Source organism: Ralstonia sp. AU12-08 (assembly GCF_000442475.1).
Classification (GTDB): Bacteria; Pseudomonadota; Gammaproteobacteria; order Burkholderiales; family Burkholderiaceae; genus Ralstonia; species Ralstonia insidiosa.
In genome coordinates this window covers 1-16747 of record NZ_ASZV01000055.1, presented here as the reverse complement: position 1 = coordinate 16747, position 16747 = coordinate 1, and the positions used below count along the sequence as shown (strand labels likewise).

The 16747-nt window shown below is 64.3% G+C and carries 16 protein-coding genes; 4 read left to right on the top strand and 12 right to left on the bottom strand.

Going from position 1 to position 16747, the window contains the following annotated elements:
- Window positions 1–1120 (bottom strand): acyl-CoA dehydrogenase family protein (locus tag C404_RS57040; protein ID WP_021197620.1); only part of this gene is annotated, 1120 nt, incomplete at its 3' end.
- A gap of 65 nt (window positions 1121–1185) precedes the next feature.
- Window positions 1186–2529, bottom strand: a complete 1344-nt coding sequence (locus tag C404_RS57035) for an LLM class flavin-dependent oxidoreductase (protein ID WP_021197619.1) — start codon at window positions 2527–2529, stop codon at window positions 1186–1188.
- 254 nt (window positions 2530–2783) lie between these two features.
- On the opposite strand from C404_RS57035, the gene C404_RS57030 reads away from it, so the two are divergent.
- Genes C404_RS57030 through C404_RS57020 form a run of 3 tightly spaced genes read left to right on the top strand, consistent with a single transcriptional unit; the run spans window position 2784 to window position 5111 of the window.
- Window positions 2784–3566, top strand: a complete 783-nt coding sequence (locus C404_RS57030) for a MetQ/NlpA family ABC transporter substrate-binding protein (RefSeq protein ID WP_021197618.1) — start codon at window positions 2784–2786, stop codon at window positions 3564–3566.
- Window positions 3567–3610: 44 nt separating this feature from the next.
- Window positions 3611–4474 carry a methionine ABC transporter ATP-binding protein gene (locus tag C404_RS57025; protein ID WP_374754703.1) on the top strand — a complete coding sequence of 288 codons (864 nt, stop codon included), beginning with the start codon at window positions 3611–3613 and terminating at the stop codon, window positions 4472–4474.
- Window positions 4467–5111, top strand: a complete 645-nt coding sequence (locus C404_RS57020; protein ID WP_021197616.1) for a methionine ABC transporter permease — start codon at window positions 4467–4469, stop codon at window positions 5109–5111. The genes C404_RS57025 and C404_RS57020 overlap by 8 nt, the downstream gene beginning before the upstream one ends.
- A 22-nt stretch (window positions 5112–5133) precedes the next feature.
- Here the strand turns inward: C404_RS57020 and C404_RS0130555 are convergent, their stop codons facing one another.
- The 8 genes from C404_RS0130555 to cyoA all read right to left on the bottom strand — a co-directional run bounded on the left by C404_RS0130555 (window position 5134) and on the right by cyoA (window position 13133).
- Complete coding sequence (locus tag C404_RS0130555) at window positions 5134–6021, bottom strand: transporter substrate-binding domain-containing protein (RefSeq protein WP_232317366.1); 888 nt, start codon at window positions 6019–6021, stop codon at window positions 5134–5136.
- An 85-nt stretch (window positions 6022–6106) separates the two neighbouring features.
- Entirely contained in the window at window positions 6107–6895 is a 789-nt protein-coding gene (locus C404_RS57015) for an ABC transporter permease (protein ID WP_049286292.1), read from the bottom strand.
- A complete protein-coding gene (locus tag C404_RS57010; RefSeq protein ID WP_021197613.1) occupies window positions 6892–7806 on the bottom strand; it encodes an ABC transporter ATP-binding protein in 915 nt (304 codons plus the stop codon). The genes C404_RS57015 and C404_RS57010 overlap by 4 nt, the downstream gene beginning before the upstream one ends.
- A 10-nt stretch (window positions 7807–7816) precedes the next feature.
- Complete coding sequence (locus tag C404_RS57005) at window positions 7817–8899, bottom strand: ABC transporter substrate-binding protein (RefSeq protein ID WP_021197612.1); 1083 nt, start codon at window positions 8897–8899, stop codon at window positions 7817–7819.
- Between the two features lie 234 nt (window positions 8900–9133).
- Window positions 9134–9520: a cytochrome o ubiquinol oxidase subunit IV gene (cyoD, locus tag C404_RS57000; RefSeq protein ID WP_021197611.1), complete on the bottom strand. Its 387-nt coding sequence runs from the start codon at window positions 9518–9520 to the stop codon at window positions 9134–9136.
- Entirely contained in the window at window positions 9517–10155 is a 639-nt protein-coding gene (gene cyoC / locus C404_RS56995) for a cytochrome o ubiquinol oxidase subunit III (protein WP_021197610.1), read from the bottom strand. Before cyoC ends, cyoD begins: the two co-directional genes overlap by 4 nt.
- A 2-nt stretch (window positions 10156–10157) precedes the next feature.
- Window positions 10158–12134: a cytochrome o ubiquinol oxidase subunit I gene (gene cyoB, locus C404_RS56990; RefSeq protein ID WP_021197609.1), complete on the bottom strand. Its 1977-nt coding sequence runs from the start codon at window positions 12132–12134 to the stop codon at window positions 10158–10160.
- A gap of 3 nt (window positions 12135–12137) precedes the next feature.
- Entirely contained in the window at window positions 12138–13133 is a 996-nt protein-coding gene (gene cyoA, locus C404_RS56985) for a ubiquinol oxidase subunit II (RefSeq protein ID WP_080981299.1), read from the bottom strand.
- A gap of 213 nt (window positions 13134–13346) precedes the next feature.
- Here cyoA and C404_RS56980 point away from each other — a divergent pair, with 213 nt between their 5' ends.
- Entirely contained in the window at window positions 13347–14735 is a 1389-nt protein-coding gene (locus C404_RS56980) for an aminotransferase-like domain-containing protein (RefSeq protein ID WP_021197607.1), read from the top strand.
- Window positions 14736–14834: 99 nt separating this feature from the next.
- Here C404_RS56980 and C404_RS56975 read toward each other — a convergent pair whose 3' ends face one another.
- Entirely contained in the window at window positions 14835–15953 is a 1119-nt protein-coding gene (locus tag C404_RS56975) for a 3-deoxy-7-phosphoheptulonate synthase (RefSeq protein ID WP_031330224.1), read from the bottom strand.
- Window positions 15954–16175: 222 nt separating this feature from the next.
- Entirely contained in the window at window positions 16176–16508 is a 333-nt protein-coding gene (locus C404_RS56970; RefSeq protein ID WP_021197605.1) for a hypothetical protein, read from the bottom strand.
- Window positions 16509–16747: the final 239 nt, after the last annotated feature.

Here is a 16747-nt window from a genome sequence, read left to right as displayed (position 1 = left end):
TCGTGCGCAGGTTGCGCCAGTGCCGGTCAAAATTGTGCGTGCGCGCGGTCATCGAGGCGCCGCCGGCTTCGAACAATTGCTGCGCGGCATGCAGTGCCAGCTTGCTCACCACCAACTGTGTCTTCGCTGTGGCCAGCGCGCCTTCCAGCACCAGCGCGTCGGCGTCGGCTGCATCATGGCGGATGGCTTCGGACGAGCGATCCAGCACGCGCGCGTTCTCACGCACCAGGGCATCGATGGCATGGCTGTGGGCCGCCAGGTCGCCCACCACCTGCTGGATGAAGTGGTCGTCGCGCGCCGTAGGGGCGGGGCTGTGCAGCACTGGCCGCCCGTGATTGACCACATACCGCTGCGCATCGGCCACCACATTGCGCACGATGCCGGCCGCCACAGCCACGAGGTGCAACTGGCGCAGCGCACCCGTATGGCGGCCGACCAGCGTGCTGGCGATGCGCGGGGCCACCTCGTCGGCCAGCACCTGCACGTGATCGAACACGATGCTGCCGCTGGCGGTCATGCGCTGGCCCATGCCATCCCAGTCATCGACCACCTGCACCCCCGTGCGCGCCACGGGAATGATGATCTGCAGATCGGCGCCCGCCTCGTCGTGCACGTTGAAACGGCCATAGTCGGCAAATGCCGTGCCGGTGGTGTAGTACTTGCGGCCGCTCAGGCGGTAGTGCTCGCCATCGCGCTGGAGCGTGGTCGTGATCTCCCCCGGGCGCGACGTACCGCGCTCGGTAGAGCCACCGCCAAAGATGGCGCCGGCCAGCAGCCGATCGAGCTGGGTCTGGTGGAACGCCGTGAGCGGCGACAGGCGGATCACCTCCGTCAGGTCGTAGTGGATGCGCAGCGCGTGGGCCACGTTCGATTCGTGCGCGGCCAGCGTGGTAACTGTCTCGAACAGATCGACGAGGGACCCACCGAGCCCGCCCCACTCCGCAGGAATCCGCAGCAAACCCAGCCCAGACTCGCGAAAGCGCGCAAAGCCCTCGTACGGCAATACACGCCGCACCTCGCGCGCGGCGGCATCTTCACCGATGCGCTCGGCCAGGGCCGGCAACGCGGCAATGGCATCCTGAAGCCGGTGATGGAGATGGAGATCGCGTGGTGTGTTCATAAGGTCAAAACGATGCGGGTTGATCTAGAAACGGGGCACAACGAACGTGCCCAGCGGCTATGCGCCTATGCGGCAGCGCGTGTCTCCGCCTGACTGGCTGGCCGCGCCAACCCGAAGTGTTCACGTAGGGTCCGGCCTGCGTAGTCGGTGCGGAAGATCCCGCGCCGCTGCAGGATGGGCACAACCCCATCGACAAAATCCTGCAGCCCGCCGGGCAGCGCGTCCGGCATCAGGTTGAAGCCATCGGCCGCGCCATGGCGGAACCAATGTTCGATCTCATCTGCAATCTGCTCGGGCGTGCCGACCAAGACACGGTGCCCACCGCCGCCGGCCAGTTCGCGGATGAGCGCGCGCACGGTCAGCCCCTGCTTGCGCGCCAGGGCCAGCGTGACGGTAAAGAACGTGTGATTGCCATTGCCGTTGTTGGGCAGCGGCAGATCGTCTGGCAGGCGCGCGTCAAGCTGGAGCCGATCCACGGGAATACCGAGGATGCCGGCCAAGCGCGTGAGGCTGTAATCCCACGGGATCAGGTCGACCAGCTGATCGCGCCGCGCGCGTGCCTGCGCCTCGGTGGCGCCGAGGATGGTGGTCAGGCCCGGCAGCACGCGGATCGCCTCCGCACCGCGCCCCAGTGCCTGCGCGCGTGCCTTGAGGCCGTGCGCGTAAGCCAGCGCCTCGTCAAAGCTCTGCGCCGCCGAGAACACCGCCTCGGCATGACGCGCCGCCAGTTCGCGGCCATCCGACGAAGCGCCGGCCTGGACGAGCACCGGATGCCCTTGCGCCGAGCGCGGCAGGTTCAGCGGCCCATGCACACGGAAGAACGCGCCACGATGGGCAAGCGGCTGCACCTTGTTCGCATCCACGAAGCGCCCGCCGGCCTTGTCGCCGACAAAGGCATCGTCTGCCCAGCTGTTCCAGAGCGCCTTGACGACGCCCGTGAACTCATCCGCACGCGCGTAGCGTTCGGCATGGTCCGGCACGGCATCCAGACCGAAGTTGCGTGCCGATGGCAGATCCGCCGTCGTGACCACGTTCCAGCCCGCACGCCCGGCACTCACGTGGTCGAGCGTGGCAAAGCGCCGGGCGATGTTGTAGGGCTCGTTGTAGCTGGTGGAGGCCGTGCCGATCAGGCCGATGTGCGTGGTCGCCGCCGCAATGCTGGCCAGCAGCACGGTCGGCTCCAGCGCCGTGATGGGCCGGAAATGGATCTGATCGACGATGGCCGCGTTGTCGGCCAGGAACACGGCATCAAACTTGGCGGATTCCGCAATCCGCGCCACGTTCACATAGTGCTGCACGTCGACAAACGCAGCAGGGTCACTCTCGGCAAGCCGCCAGGCAGATGGCACAAACCCGGAGTGCAGGATGTTGACGTTCAGGTGCAGCTGGCGGACGTGCGAGTCGCTCACGGCGTGCTCCGCTTATGGACAAGCAGTCACCTTACCGGCCCTGCCGCACAGCGCTAACGAAGCAATCCTTGGTTCGATATGCGGATTGCCCGCGCGCCCGGGGCAGCCGCATCCGATGAATTTGCAAGCTCGGTTTTGTTCTTGGACCCATCAGACCGCCCGACCCTAGACTGGCAACTCGCTTCCTTGTCCAGAACATCGCCATCACCATCACCATGAAACGACGCTCGCTCCTCCAAGCACTCCTGGCCACGATGGCCACTATGGCCGCCATCACCCTCGGGGCCGGTCTCGTACTGGCGGCTGACAAGCCGATCAAGGTCGGCGTGCGCGGCGGTGTTGATGAAGAAATCTGGGAAGTGGTGACCCGCGTGGCCGAGAAGCAGGGGCTCAAGGTGCAGCCCATTGTCATCACCGGCACGGCCAGCCCGAACGAGGCGCTCAACAACGGCGACCTGGATGCCAACGCGTTCCAGCACATCCCCTTCCTGCGCGACCAGATCAAGCAGCGCGGCTACAAGCTGGCGACGGTGGGCAATACGCTCATCTCGCCCATCGCCTTCTATTCGCGCAAATACAAGTCGCTCGAGGCGTTGCCGGTCGGCGCCCGTATCGGCCTGCCGAACGACCCGAGCAACCAGACCCGTGCGCTCGTCATCCTGCGTGACCACGGCCTGATCAAGCTGCGCGACGGCTTCGACCCGTATACCGGCACGGCAACGCTGGCAGACGTGACCGCCAATCCGAAGAAGCTCGAATGGGTGGAGAGCGCCTCGGTGGTGCTGGCGCGCTCGTTGCCGGACGTGGATACCGCCGCCATCGTCAACACCTTTGCCTACCAGGCCGGCCTGATCGCCACACGCGACGGCATTGCGGTGGAGAAGAAGGAGCACAACCCGTACGTGAACATCATTGTCGTGCGCGAGCAGGACAAGAACGCCCCGTGGGTGGCACCGCTGGTGAAGGCCTATCAGTCGGAAGAGGTCCGGCAGTTCATCCTGAGCAAATATCAAGGCTCGGTGATCCCGGCATTCTGAAACCAGGGCCGGGGGCACGCCCGGCCGCCTTTCGCAGAGCCAGCATCGTGACGCATCTCACCGCATTGCCAGACCGCCCACCGCACATCACATTCGAGCGTGTCGACAAGACATATCCCGGGGCGAGTGCACTGGCACTCGATGGCATCTCGTTCAACATTGCCCGCGGCGAAGTGTTCGGCATCATCGGGCGCAGCGGCGCGGGCAAATCGACGCTGCTGCGCACGATCAACATGCTCGAGCGCCCCGATGCCGGGCAAGTCCGCATCGACGGTGCCGATATCGGCACCCTGGATGAAGACGGCCTGGTCACGCTGCGCCGTCGCATCGGCATGATCTTTCAGCACTTCAACCTGCTCTCGGCCAAGACCGTGTTCGAGAACGTGGCCCTGCCCCTGCGCGTGGCAGGCGTGCCGCGCGATGCCATCGCCGCGCGCGTCACGGAGCTGCTTGAACTGGTCGGCCTCTCAGACAAGACACACGTCTATCCGGCCAAGTTGTCGGGCGGCCAGAAGCAGCGTGTGGGCATCGCCCGTGCGCTGGTGCATCGGCCAGAGATCCTGCTGTGCGACGAGGCCACGTCCGCCTTGGACCCCGAGACCACGGAGCAGATCCTGGCGCTGCTGCGCGACATCAACCACCGCCTTGCACTGACGGTGGTGCTGGTTACGCATGATATGGCGGTGATCCGCGATGCTTGCGATCGCGTGCTGGTGCTCGATCACGGCCGCGTGGTCGAACACGGCACCGTCAACCACGTCTTTGCCGCACCCCAAGCCGAAGCCACGCTCGCGCTGCTGCGCCCGTTGCGCCAGCGATGGGCCGCTTCAACCGACAGCGCATCGGTTGCGCGGGCCACGCACACGCACCCACAAGACCGATCCGAACGCACCTACGCCCATGCTTGAAAAATACCTGCGCGCCCTGGGCGAGACGCTGCTGATGGTCAGCAGTGCATGCCTGGTGGTCTTTGTCGTTGGCCTGACGCTGGCCATCGTGCTCACGCTAACAGCGCCGGGCGGTCTGCGGCCACGGCCCCGCCTGCATCGGACGCTGTCAGTGCTGGTCAATACCTTCCGCTCGATCCCGTTCATCATCCTGCTGGTGGCCATGCTGCCGGTCACGCGGCTGATTGTCGGCACCACGATGGGCACCTGGGCAGCGGTGGTGCCGCTGAGCGCCCATCTGATCCCGTTCTTCGCACGCGTTTCGCAAGTGGGGCTGAACGAGGTCGATCATGGCCTGGTGGAGGCCGCGCGTGCCATGGGCTGCCGCCGTTGGCACATCGTGCGCCATGTGCTGTTGCCCGAGGCGTTACCAGCCCTCGTTGGCGGCGCAACCGTCACGGTCATCGCCATGATCGGCGCTTCTGCCATGGCCGGCGCCGTTGGCGCAGGTGGCCTGGGCGATCTGGCCATCCGCTATGGCTATGAGCGCTACGAAACCGCGGTCATGTTCAACGTGATCGCCATCCTGATTGTGCTGGTGACGCTGGTACAACTGGGCGGGGAACGCCTGGCACGCCGGTTCGATCATCGTCTTTGACCGGGCCCCAGCCGGCCCAAACCTAGTTGTGGCAGACCAGGCCATCCTGCAGTTGCGCCACCTCAAAGACGATATCGCCCGCGCGCTGTTCGCGCGCCTGGGCCAGCGCACCACTGGTCTTCCAGAAGCGCACGGCCTGGTCGAGATACGCGGCTGAGACGGGGTCCGGACTACGTAGGGCGATCTGCGCTTGGCCATTGTCGGGCGCCACGCCCTGCTCCAGCGTCCGGTAGAAGCGCCATTCGGGCAACCGCACCAGCCGCTCAAGCACGCGCTCGTCATCGGCCAGCGCCTGGCAGTCGCCCGACAAAAATGCCCAGATGGCGCGAATGGCCGATGGGTACGCCTGAGGCACAGCGCCGTAGCGCGCAACCAGCGCCGCCGCGTACGGGCTGCCCTGGGGGACGCAGACACCGCGCCCGTGTAGATCGTCGTTGGTTCGATACGCGGTGTTGCGCAACACCACCAGCGCGCCCTGCCCGCCGGTATAGGCGGTGGGCACAGGCTGCCATGCCGCCGGCGCCGCGCCAGCGCCGGCCATCACCAGATCGACAGGGGCATCGCCCGGCAGATGGCCATCCGCCGGCACACCGATCAGCCGCAGCCTGAGTTGCAGGTGCTGGGCCAGCGTGCGCGCCAGATCCGCATCGAAATTGTCAGGCTCGAGGGGCGTTGGTACGCCGGGCGGCGCAGGGCGTGCGTAGGCGCGTACGGCAACTACCAACTCGCCGCGGCGTTGTGCCTCGCGCAACGCGGGGCCCAGCGGCAGCGCCGTCCAGTCAGGCTCGGGTTGATGTTGCGCCAGCCACGCATGTATAGGCGCCGGCAAACGCTCGGGCACGTGGGGCGCATCGTGGATGAGGACCGGCACACCGAACCATGCGAGCGCGCCAGTTGCAGCAACAGCCACGGCTGCAGCCGCCAGCGACCGGTGCCGCTTGGACGGCACGCGTGCACCGCCCGTTGAATCTGGCCGGCGCCATGCTTGCGCCGGCTCAGGCATTGAGCGTCAGCCCCTTGCGCCAGCGGGTCAGACGCCGCTCGATCCGCGCCAGGATGGTGTTCAGCACCAGCCCAAGCAAGGCCAGCAGCAGGATGCCCGCGTACATCGTCGGAATCTGGAACACCTCCTGCGAGTTCAACGTCAGGAAGCCCAGCCCGGAATGCGCGCCGATCATCTCGGCCGCCACCAGGGCGGTTACGCAATAGGTGCCCGCCAGCCGGATGCCGGTAAAGATCGACGGCGTGGCCGAGGGCAACACCACCTTGCGGAACACGAACAGGTTCGATGCCCCCATCGACCGGGCCGAATGGATCAGCAGCTTGTCTACTTGGCGCACCCCGCCGATTGTGCTCAGCAGCACCGGCCAGAACGACGCCCAGAAGATGATGGCCACCTTCGACAGCTCGCCGATGCCCAGAAAGAGAATGAACACCGGAAACAACGCAAACGCCGAGGTCTGCCGGAAGAGCTGGAGGATCGGATCGACGATGGCTTCAAAGCGCGTAAACCAACCCATCAGCAAGCCCAGCGTCACGCCCAGCCCGATCGCCAGCAACAGCCCCCACAACGAGCGCTGCAGGCTGGCCGCCACGTGCTTGAGCAATGCCCCGCTGTGCGCAAGCTGCCAGATGGCATCGGCCACCTGCGAGGGTGGGCTCAGGTAGGCGTCGCTCACGATACCCAGACGCGGCACCAACTCCCAGAGCAGCAGGAACCCGATCACGCCGGCCAGGCCGAGTGCGCGATCGCCCAGGCGGACAGCCAATCTGCGAGCGCTCATCGTGCTGCCTCCGGTATGGCGGTCTCGCCAGGGGTGTCGTGTTGCGTGGGGCGATGTACCACTTCGCCTTCGGCGCGCTCGCGTGGGTCAGCCGTGGCGCCCAGCGGACGCGGTGTGGTGCTCGGGTTGGCGAACTGCACTTCGTCTTTGAGGATGTCCCACGCCTGCTGGCGCAGCGCGACGAAGGCCTCGGAATTGCGCAACTCCGGCAGGCGCGGACGCGGCAGCGACACTTCCAGAATCTGTTTGACGGTACCGGGCCGGCGCGTCATGACAGCAATGCGGTCCGATAGGAAGATCGCCTCGTCCAGGCTGTGGGTGATGAACACGATGGTCTTGCGGTATTGCTCCCAGATGCGCAGTAGCTCGCCCTGCAGGATCTCGCGCGTTTGCGCGTCGAGCGCGGCAAACGGCTCGTCCATCAGCAGCACGTCGGGCTTGTAGGCCAGGGAGCGGGCAATCGCCACGCGCTGCTTCATGCCGCCCGAGATCTCGTGCGGATAGCGCGCACCGGCACCGGTCAGGCCGACCAACTCAAGATGCTCCTGCGCGATGCGGCGGCGTTCCGCCTTGGGCACACCGCGGATCTCCAGGCCGACTTCGATGTTCTCCAGCACCGTGCGCCACGGAAACAGCGCATAGCCCTGGAACACCACACCCTGATGCGGGTTGATGCCCGCCAGTGCCTGGCCGTCGATGCGGATGTTGCCGCCGGTGCGTTCGGTCAGCCCCGCCAGGATGCTGAGGAAGGTCGATTTGCCGCAGCCCGAAGGCCCCAGTACCGAGAGGAACTCGCCGTCGCGGATGTCGAGGTCGAAATCGCGCAGCACGGCAACCTCTTCCGTCTGCCCTGCGTCGTTGCGCACGGTGTAGTCCATGCGCACGCCACGGGCCACGATCTTGCTGCTCATGACGGCACCCTCAGGCTTTTGCGGATGCGGCAGCGCCGGTCGCGTAGGGGTTGAACTGGTTGGTGTAGATATCGCGCGCAGCCACCTTGCCCTTGGCGAGCTTGCCTTCGCGCTCCAACACGTCGATGTAGTACTGGATCGGTGGCTCGGTGATGACGAGGTCGTCCACATAGGCAAAGCGATCGACAAACGGCAGCTCCAGCTTGATGCGCTGCGAGACCAGCTTGCGTGCGTCTTCCGGGTTGGCGTTGACCCAGTTGCCGGCCTTGGCCAGCGCGGTCACCACGTCGCGCACCGCCTCGGGCTGCTCGCGGATGAACTTGCCGTGCGCGCTGTACGGCGACATGCCACCCAGACCACGGTCGAGGTCGTAGTCGCTCCATAGGCGCACGAGGTTGGGCGCGTGGTCCGCACGGCCCGAGAACGGCGCATGGATGATGGCGAGATCGGTATTGCCAGACACCAGCGTCTGCTCGGCCTGATCATCAGGGATGACCACGAAGTTGACCTTGTTGACGTCCACGCCCTTCTGCCGCAGGAAGGTCTTGGTCACAAACTCGGCGCACGCGCCAAAGCTGTTGAAACCGATGGTCTTGCCTTCCAGGTCCTTGGGTTGGCGGATGCCGGAATCCTTGCGCACGAAGTACTTCATGTGCGGCGCTTCTTCCAGCGTCTTGCCGCCGGCGGCCACCACCTTGATATCGGCGCCACTGGCATAGGCGGAGATCACCAGGGGCACCATGCGCGAGCCGAAGTCGATCTCGCCGGTACCGACCAGCGGGATGATCTGCGGCGCAGCCACCTTGCCGATGTAGTTGGGGCGCGTGTTGGTGCCATCGAAGTAACCCAGTTGATCGGCCAGGTAGATCAGGTCGAACGATGGGTTGTCCGGATATTTGAAGCGGATCTTGTCACCAGCCTGCTTGATGACAGCAGGGCCGCCGCCCGAAGCGCCAGCCGACTTATCGGCCGACCCATCGCCACTGCGCGAACAAGCCATCAGCCCCAGACCTGCGCCGCCCAACGCGGCAAGGGAAGCAAGCTGCTTGAGCGCACGGCGGCGCGAAGTGCGTTGGGGAGCGCGGAATGACATCGGAGGTTCTATCGAGTTTGACGTGCAAGGAGCTAACGGCACGCCAATACCTCAACGCGCCGCAAGACGCGACGACTTAGTATTGGGGAAACCTGTGTGTGCGCCAACGAAGGAAAAAGCATGGGCTTATGCGCGCGCATCCCGCAATGCTCTTGCTTGAGTTCGGCAGCGCGGTTTGCGCATGCCGAGAAAGCTAGACACGCAGTGACCTCTCCCCTCCTTCCGCGCCCTCCATCAATCCTTCGCGCGCGCCCGCTCGACTGACATGTTGGTCGGCATCATGTTGAGGTTGGCGTTGTGCATCACCCATAGCGACCCGGCGACCACGATCACGATCAGCAGCGCCGTGCAGATGAAAATGCCGGCGTTGCTACGCTGGCCCGGCTTGAAACCCAGGTGCAGGAAGAACGCCAACTGGACCAGCAGTTGCGCCACACACAGCCCGACGATCGCCGCCATGGTCGCGGCCGACGACAGCCCACCGTACATGACCACACCAAACGCTGCGGCGGTCATGGCGATGGACAGGATCAGCCCGAAGATGTAGCTGCGCAGGCTGCCGTGCACGGCAGGCGTATCGGCATGCAGCACGTGAGCGGCATGCAGTTGGGACGTGCTCATGCGAACTCCCGGAGGTAGACGAAGGTAAACACACAGATCCAGACCAGATCCAGGAAGTGCCAGAACAGGCTCAGGCATGCCAGCCGCCGGCGCGTGACACTGTCCAGCCCGAAGCGCTGCACCTGGTGAACCATCACGAGGATCCACAGCAGACCGAACGACACGTGCAAACCATGCGTGCCAACCAGCGTGAAGAACGCCGACAGATACGCGCTCACGCCGGGGCCGGCACCCTCATGCAGCAGGTGGTTGAACTCGTACAGTTCCATGCCGACAAAGGCTGCGCCCAGCACGAAGGTGGCCAGCAGCCAGCGGACCACGCGGCCGCGCGCAGCCTCGCTCTGGTCGAGCATGGCAACGCCGAAGGTGAAGCTGCTGACCAGCAGCAGCATGGTTTCGGCAAACACGAACGGCAGCTCGAAAAGCTGGCGTCCGCTGGGGCCTCCGGCGGTGCTCTCCGACAGCACGCCGAAGGTGGCGAACAGCACGGCGAAGATCAGGCAGTCGCTCATCAGGTACAGCCAGAAGCCCAGCGTGGTGTTGGTGCTGGCGTCGTGATGGGCGTGATCGTGCGCGTGGGTGTGGGCGGTGCCCTGCCCGGCCGCGCCGACGTTGGGGGCGAGTGAAGCAGTCATGTTCAGGCAGCGTTCTTCAGTTGGACGTAGCGGGCGCGCTCGATGCGCTCGACCTCGGCGGCCGGCACGTAGTAGTCGGTGTCGCGGTCGTAGCTGCGCAGGATGAAGGTCGCGATGGCACCGACCAGGCCGGCAACTGCAATCGCCCACATGTGCCAGACCACCGCGAAGCTCAGCAGCAAGCCGAAGCACGAGACGATGAAGCCCGACGCCGTGTTGCGCGGCATGTGGATGTCTTCGTAGCGGTCCGGCTGCTTCCGGGCCTTGCCGGATTCCTTGTCGTCCCAGTGCTGTTCGAGTGACGTGATGGTCGGGACATGCGCGAAGTTGTAGAACGGCGCAGGCGAGGCGGTCGACCACTCTAGGCTGCGAGCATCCCAAGGGTCACCGGTGAGGTCGCGGTTCTGGTGGCGGTCACGAATGCTCACCACCAGTTGCACCAGCATGGCGAGAATGCCCATGCCGATGACGGCCGCGCCCACCAGCGCCACCACGAGGTACGGATGCCAGTCGACGTTGGCGTAGTGGTTCATCCGGCGCGTCATGCCCTTGAAGCCGAGCACGTACAACGGCATGAAGGCCAGGAAGAAGCCCACCAGCCAGCACCAGAACGAAATCTTGCCCCAGCGCTCGTTGAGCGTGAAACCGAACACCTTCGGGAACCAGAAGCTGATCCCGGCCAGGCAGCCGAACACGACGCCGCCGATGATCACGTTGTGGAAGTGCGCCACCAGGAACAGGCTGTTGTGCAGCACGAAGTCGGCACCGGGCACGGCCAGCAGCACGCCGGTCATGCCGCCCACGGCGAACGTCACCATAAAGCCGATGGTCCACAGCGTTGCGGAGTGGTAGCGGATGCGGCCGCGATACATCGTGAAGAGCCAGTTGAACAGCTTCACGCCGGTGGGGATCGAGATGATCGACGTCATGATCCCGAAGAAGGCGTTGACGTTGGCCCCCGAGCCCATGGTGAAGAAGTGGTGCAGCCACACGAAGAACGACAGCACGCCGATCGACGAGGTGGCGTACACCATCGACTTGTAGCCGAACAGCGGCTTGCGCGAGAACGTGGCGATGATCTCCGAGAAGGCACCGAAGGCCGGCAGGATCAGCACGTAGACCTCGGGGTGTCCCCACACCCAGATCAGGTTCACGTACATCATGGCGTTGCCGCCCAACTCGTTGGTGAAGAAGTGCATGCCGAGCACGCGGTCAGCTGTGAGCAGCGCAAGCGTGGCGGTCAGCACCGGGAAGATCGCCAGGATCAGGATGTTGGTGATCAGCGCCGTCCAGGTGAACACCGGCATCTTCATCAGTCCCATCGTCGGGGCACGCATGCGCAGGATGGTGACGATGAAGTTGATGCCCGTGAGCGTGGTGCCCAGGCCGGATATCTGCAATGACCAGATGTAGTAGTCGACCCCGGGTGTCGGGCTGTATCCCAGTTCGGACAGCGGCGGATAGGCCACCCACCCCGTGGCGGCAAAGTCGCCAACGAACATCGACAGCATGACCAGCACCGCGCCCATGGCCGAGAGCCAGAAGCTCAGCGAGTTGACGAACGGGAAGGCCACATCGCGCGCGCCGATCTGCAGCGGCACGATCACGTTCATCAGGCCGAGCACCAGCGGCGTGGCCACGAAGAAGATCATGATCACGCCGTGCGCGGTGAAGATCTGGTCGTAGTGGTGCGGCGGCAGGTAGCCCGCGGCATCGCCGTAAGCGATGGCCTGCTGGGCGCGCATCATGATGGCATCGGCAAAGCCGCGCAGCAGCATGATCAGCGCCATGATGATGTACATGACGCCGATCTTCTTGTGGTCGACCGAGCAGATCCATTCGGTCCACAGGTACTTCCATTTGCCGAAGTACGTGATGGCCGCCACCAGTGCGGCACCCCCTAGCAGCACAGCAACCATCACCACCATGATGATGGGCTCGTGCAGTGGGATGGCTTGAAGATTGAGCTTTCCTAGCATGACTTATTGCTCCGTGCGGGAGACGGATGCCGGCACGGCGGGCCTGGCGGCCAGCAGTGCTTCGGTGCCATCTGCGCGGCAGACCTGGCCGTTGGCCAGCATGTATTTGTCGACGACACCATCAAACAGCCGGGGGGCGACGGCGCCATACAGCGTGACCGGGTCTTTGCTGCTGGGTTGTTCGAGCGAGCGATAAGCGTTGCGGTCGAGCACCTTGCCGGAGGCCTTCGCCCGGCTGACCCACGCGTCGAACTCCGCGCGCGAGGTGGCGAGCGTCTTGAAGTGCATGTCGGAGAAGCCCGCGCCGCTGTAGGCAGCCGACTGGCCGAGGTAAATGCCGGGGTGATCGGCAATCAGATGCAGACGCGTCTGCATACCGGCCATGGTGTAGACCATGCTGCCGAGCTGCGGCACGAAGAACGCGTTCATCATCGATTCCGACGTCAGGCGGAAATTGATCGGCGTGCCGGTTGGGATAGCCAGCTCGTTGAGCGACGCCACGCCGTACTGCGGATAGATGAACAGCCACTTCCAGTTCAGCGCGATGACGTCCACCTCGACCGGCTCGACCTGAGCGGTCAGCGGCTGGTACGGATCCAGCTTGTGCGTGGTGTCCCAGATCAGCACGCCCAGGCTGGCGACGATCAGGCATGGGATGCCCCACACCACCACTTCAATCGCCGTCGAATGCGACCACTTGGGCGCGTAGGTGGCGCGCGTGTTGGACTCGCGGTACCGCCAGGCAAACCAGAGCGTGAGCACGATGACCGGAATGACCACCAGCAGCATCACGCCCAGCGAGACCAGGATCAGCGTTTTTTCCTGCTCACCGACGCTGCCCTTGGGCGACAGCAGTTCGAGCGTGCATCCGCTCATGAGCGTGCTCGCCAGGATGCCGAGCGCGAGTGCGCCGAACCGGCGCGGAGATGTCAAAGCCTGTCTTGGGGGGCGCGCAGGACTTGGGGGCTCGCCTGTGCGCCAAGCGATCGAGTTGTGCATCTTCGGATGACCTGAGTTGTGACCCGCCACCAGGCATCCCTACTCCGGAGGATTCACGTACACGCACTGGCTGCGCTTGCCCGCAATCGTGAATTGCAGCTGGGCGCCCTGCTGATGCTGATACCGCTGAATGTATGGATTCCTGTGGCGATGTCTGGCATGCTAATCGAAGACAAAACCCATACAAGAACGTAATTTTCAGCAATGAAATCCATGCAAGATGCGGTCGATACTCCCACGGGCCAATGGGCATTGCGAATCACCCCAGGGCGTGGCGCCCGGTATCAACAGATCGTCAATTACATCGAGCAAGCCATTGGCGACGGACGATTGCGACCGGGCGATCGGGTGCCGCCGCAGCGCGATCTGGCCAAGACGCTTGGCGTCGACCTGACCACCGTCACGCGGGCGTATGCCGAGGCGAAGCGGCGCAACCTGGTCGACGCCAGGGGAGCGCTCGGCACCTTCATCGCCGCGCCACGGGCCGAGCTTGCCGCCGTAGTCGACATGAGCATGAACGTACCGCCCCCGCCCGCGCAGGTCGACTTTGACGACATGCTGCGTCGGGGGCTCTCCCAGGTCCTGCTGCGCAGTGACCCGCATCTGCTGATGACGTATCACCTGGGCGGCGGGAGCCCTGCAGACCGGGTCGCGGGTGCGCGCTGGCTCGGGCAGATGATGGGCCCGGTCGAACCATCCAGAGTCGTGGTGTGCCCAGGGGCGCAGGCAGCGCTTGCCGCGCTCATCCAGAGCCTGACGCGCCCTGGCGATGGCATCGCGGCCGAGCCCCTCGCCTACCCCGGGCTGCGCTCGGCAGCGCTGCAGCTCGATCGCAAGGTGGTGGCCATCGAGTGCGATGCCGCCGGGATGCGGCCGGACGCACTGGCGGCCGCCTGCACTGGTGGCGTCAGGCTGATCTACCTGAACCCGACCATGCAGAACCCGACCACGCACACCATGCCGATGTCGCGCCGAAAAGAACTCGCGCGGGTCGCGGCGAAATACAAGGCGCGGATCATCGAGGACGACCCCTACTGGCTGCTATCGACGGACGCACCGCCGCCCATCGCCAGCATTGCGCCCGAACTGACCTGCTACGTGGCGACGCTGTCGAAAACACTGAGCCCAGGCTTGCGCACCGCCTACGTGCTGTTGCCCGAAGATGGGGTCACCGGCGAGGGGTTCCTTGCCGCGCTGCGCTCGTTCGCGCTCATGTCCATGCCGCTGGCCGTGGCCTTGTCGACACAATGGATCCACGACGGCTCGGCGCAGACACTGCTCGAAGGCATCCGCACCGAAGCCCGCGCACGGCAAGACATTGCAAACCGGTGGTTAAGCGGCATCGGGCAACTGCCACCGACGGGCATCCACGTCTGGCACACGCTTCCCGATCACTGGTCGGCGGAACAGCTGACCAAAGCCGCCCTGGCGGAGGCCCTGCGGGTAACGCCGTCGGATGTCTTCTACAACGGCCCGACGCCGCCGAATGCGATTCGCATTTCCCTAGGCGGCGTGCAAGACAAGGCCGAGCTGTCGCTTGCGCTCCGCAAACTCGCGACGCTGCTCGAGCGCAGGCCCGCCTATCACCAAGTCGTGGTCTAACCGCTTGTCAAGCAACGTGCCCTTACGACACGTCCAGCACGCGCTTATCGGCAATGCAGACGCGCAGCTCGCGCACGTCTGCGTGGCCACGCACAGCGGTTAGCAACCCCGCCGTGCACGCACGGCCGCGGCAAGCTCCTCCAGCAGCGGCTCCGTCTGAGACCAGCCAAGGCAGGCATCGGTAATCGACACGCCATGCTGCAGCGGTACGCCGGGCTTCAGGTCCTGGCGCCCCTCTTCCAGATGGCTCTCGATCATAACGCCGATGATGCGCCGCTCACCGGAAGACAGTTGATGCGCCACGTCACGACCCACGTCGACTTGACGCGTATGCGACTTCCCGGAATTCGCATGCGAGCAATCCACCATCACCTGCTCACGCAGCCCAGCTGTCCGAAGCACCTTGCAGCAGTCTTCAACCGCCGCCGCATCATAGTTCGGCCCCGTCTTCCCGCCGCGAAGAATGACGTGAGCATCGTTGTTGCCGCGCGTCTCGAAAATCGCGGCCATGCCCATCTTCGTCATGCCCATGAACGAGTGGCTGGCGCGCGCGGCCAGAATCGCGTCCGCCGCGATCTGGACGCCACCATCTGTGCCGTTCTTGAATCCGATGGGACAACTCAGCCCGGAAGCAAGCTGCCGATGGCTCTGGCTTTCAGTCGTTCGCGCCCCAATCGCACCCCATGCAATCAGGTCTGCGATGTACTGCGGACTCAGCAAATCAAGAAACTCGGTGGCAACGGGTAGCCCCAGCGCATTGATCTCCAGAAGGAGTTCGCGCGCGCGGCGCAGCCCCTCATTAATGCGAAAACTGCCATCGAGCCGCGGATCGTTGATATAGCCCTTCCAGCCAACGGTTGTGCGCGGTTTTTCAAAGTACACGCGCATGACGATCAGCAGGTCGTCGCGCATGCGCTGTGCTGCCGCTTTCAGCCGATGCGCGTACTCGATGGCCTGGTCGTGATCGTGGATCGAACACGGACCCACCACAGCGATCAGGCGTTCATCCCGGCCTTGCAGAACGTTGGTGATGGCCGCTCGACTCACCTCGACATGGGCTTGCACATCGGGCGAAACAGGCAGTTCGTCGAGTAGAAGTGCCGGAGAAATAAGCGGCCGGACCGCACCAATCCGGACATCGTCGATACGGGTCGTGTCCTGGGTGGCATCTGCCACCCCAACCTCTTGGTCGTGCTGGGGATTATCGATACGAATCATCGTCGTCACCTGTTGCGTCATTTCTATTACCCCGCATGGTGCAGGAATTTGACGGCAGATGGGATGACAATGCTTAACTGAACGACACGATGACCGGCTCGGAGTGCTGTCGGCGCTTGTCGTCTACTGTGCGCTAGACGCTTGGGTATCGAGCGCGGCCTGATCACCCAACCATCAGGCCGCTTGCTCAAATGCTGGTACCGCTAAATGCTGGTACCGCTATCAGTTCCAGACGGGATTGTCCTTCTGCTCCTGCGCCCCAGAGACCTTCGACCAGTAGGCACCGATTTGGCGCTGCGTGACATAGCCACGCTTTCTGATGTCGATCTTGTCGAAATTCTCATAGACACGCGGCATACCCTCCTTGGCCTCCTCGCGCGTCAGCTTGCCATCGTGATTCGTATCGGCCGCCTTGAAACGTTCGGCGATTTTAGCCTTCGCTTCCTTGATGCTCCATTTCATAGGTTCTTGTTCAGTTTGCTGTTGCGCAGTCGCACTTGCGCACACGAACGCCGCCATGATGGCCAGGCCGACACAGGACTTACGCAGAATCATGGTTCGATCTCCTCAAGGATTGTTGTGTTGGCCCCAGCCGCCTTGCCATTCCGGTGATGCCGCGACGCCAAGCTCTCGCGGGGCCAAGTTCACTCTAGGTCAGGTCACGTGGGGGATAACGCCAACCGTCAGATGTGCTATTCGATAACGGCGAATCCTGTATCCGTTCTCAAAGTGGGCCCCAACGGATAACTCGGAGGGCTGCCTCAAAGCGTTCATGCTGCTCGAGAAGCCGGGCT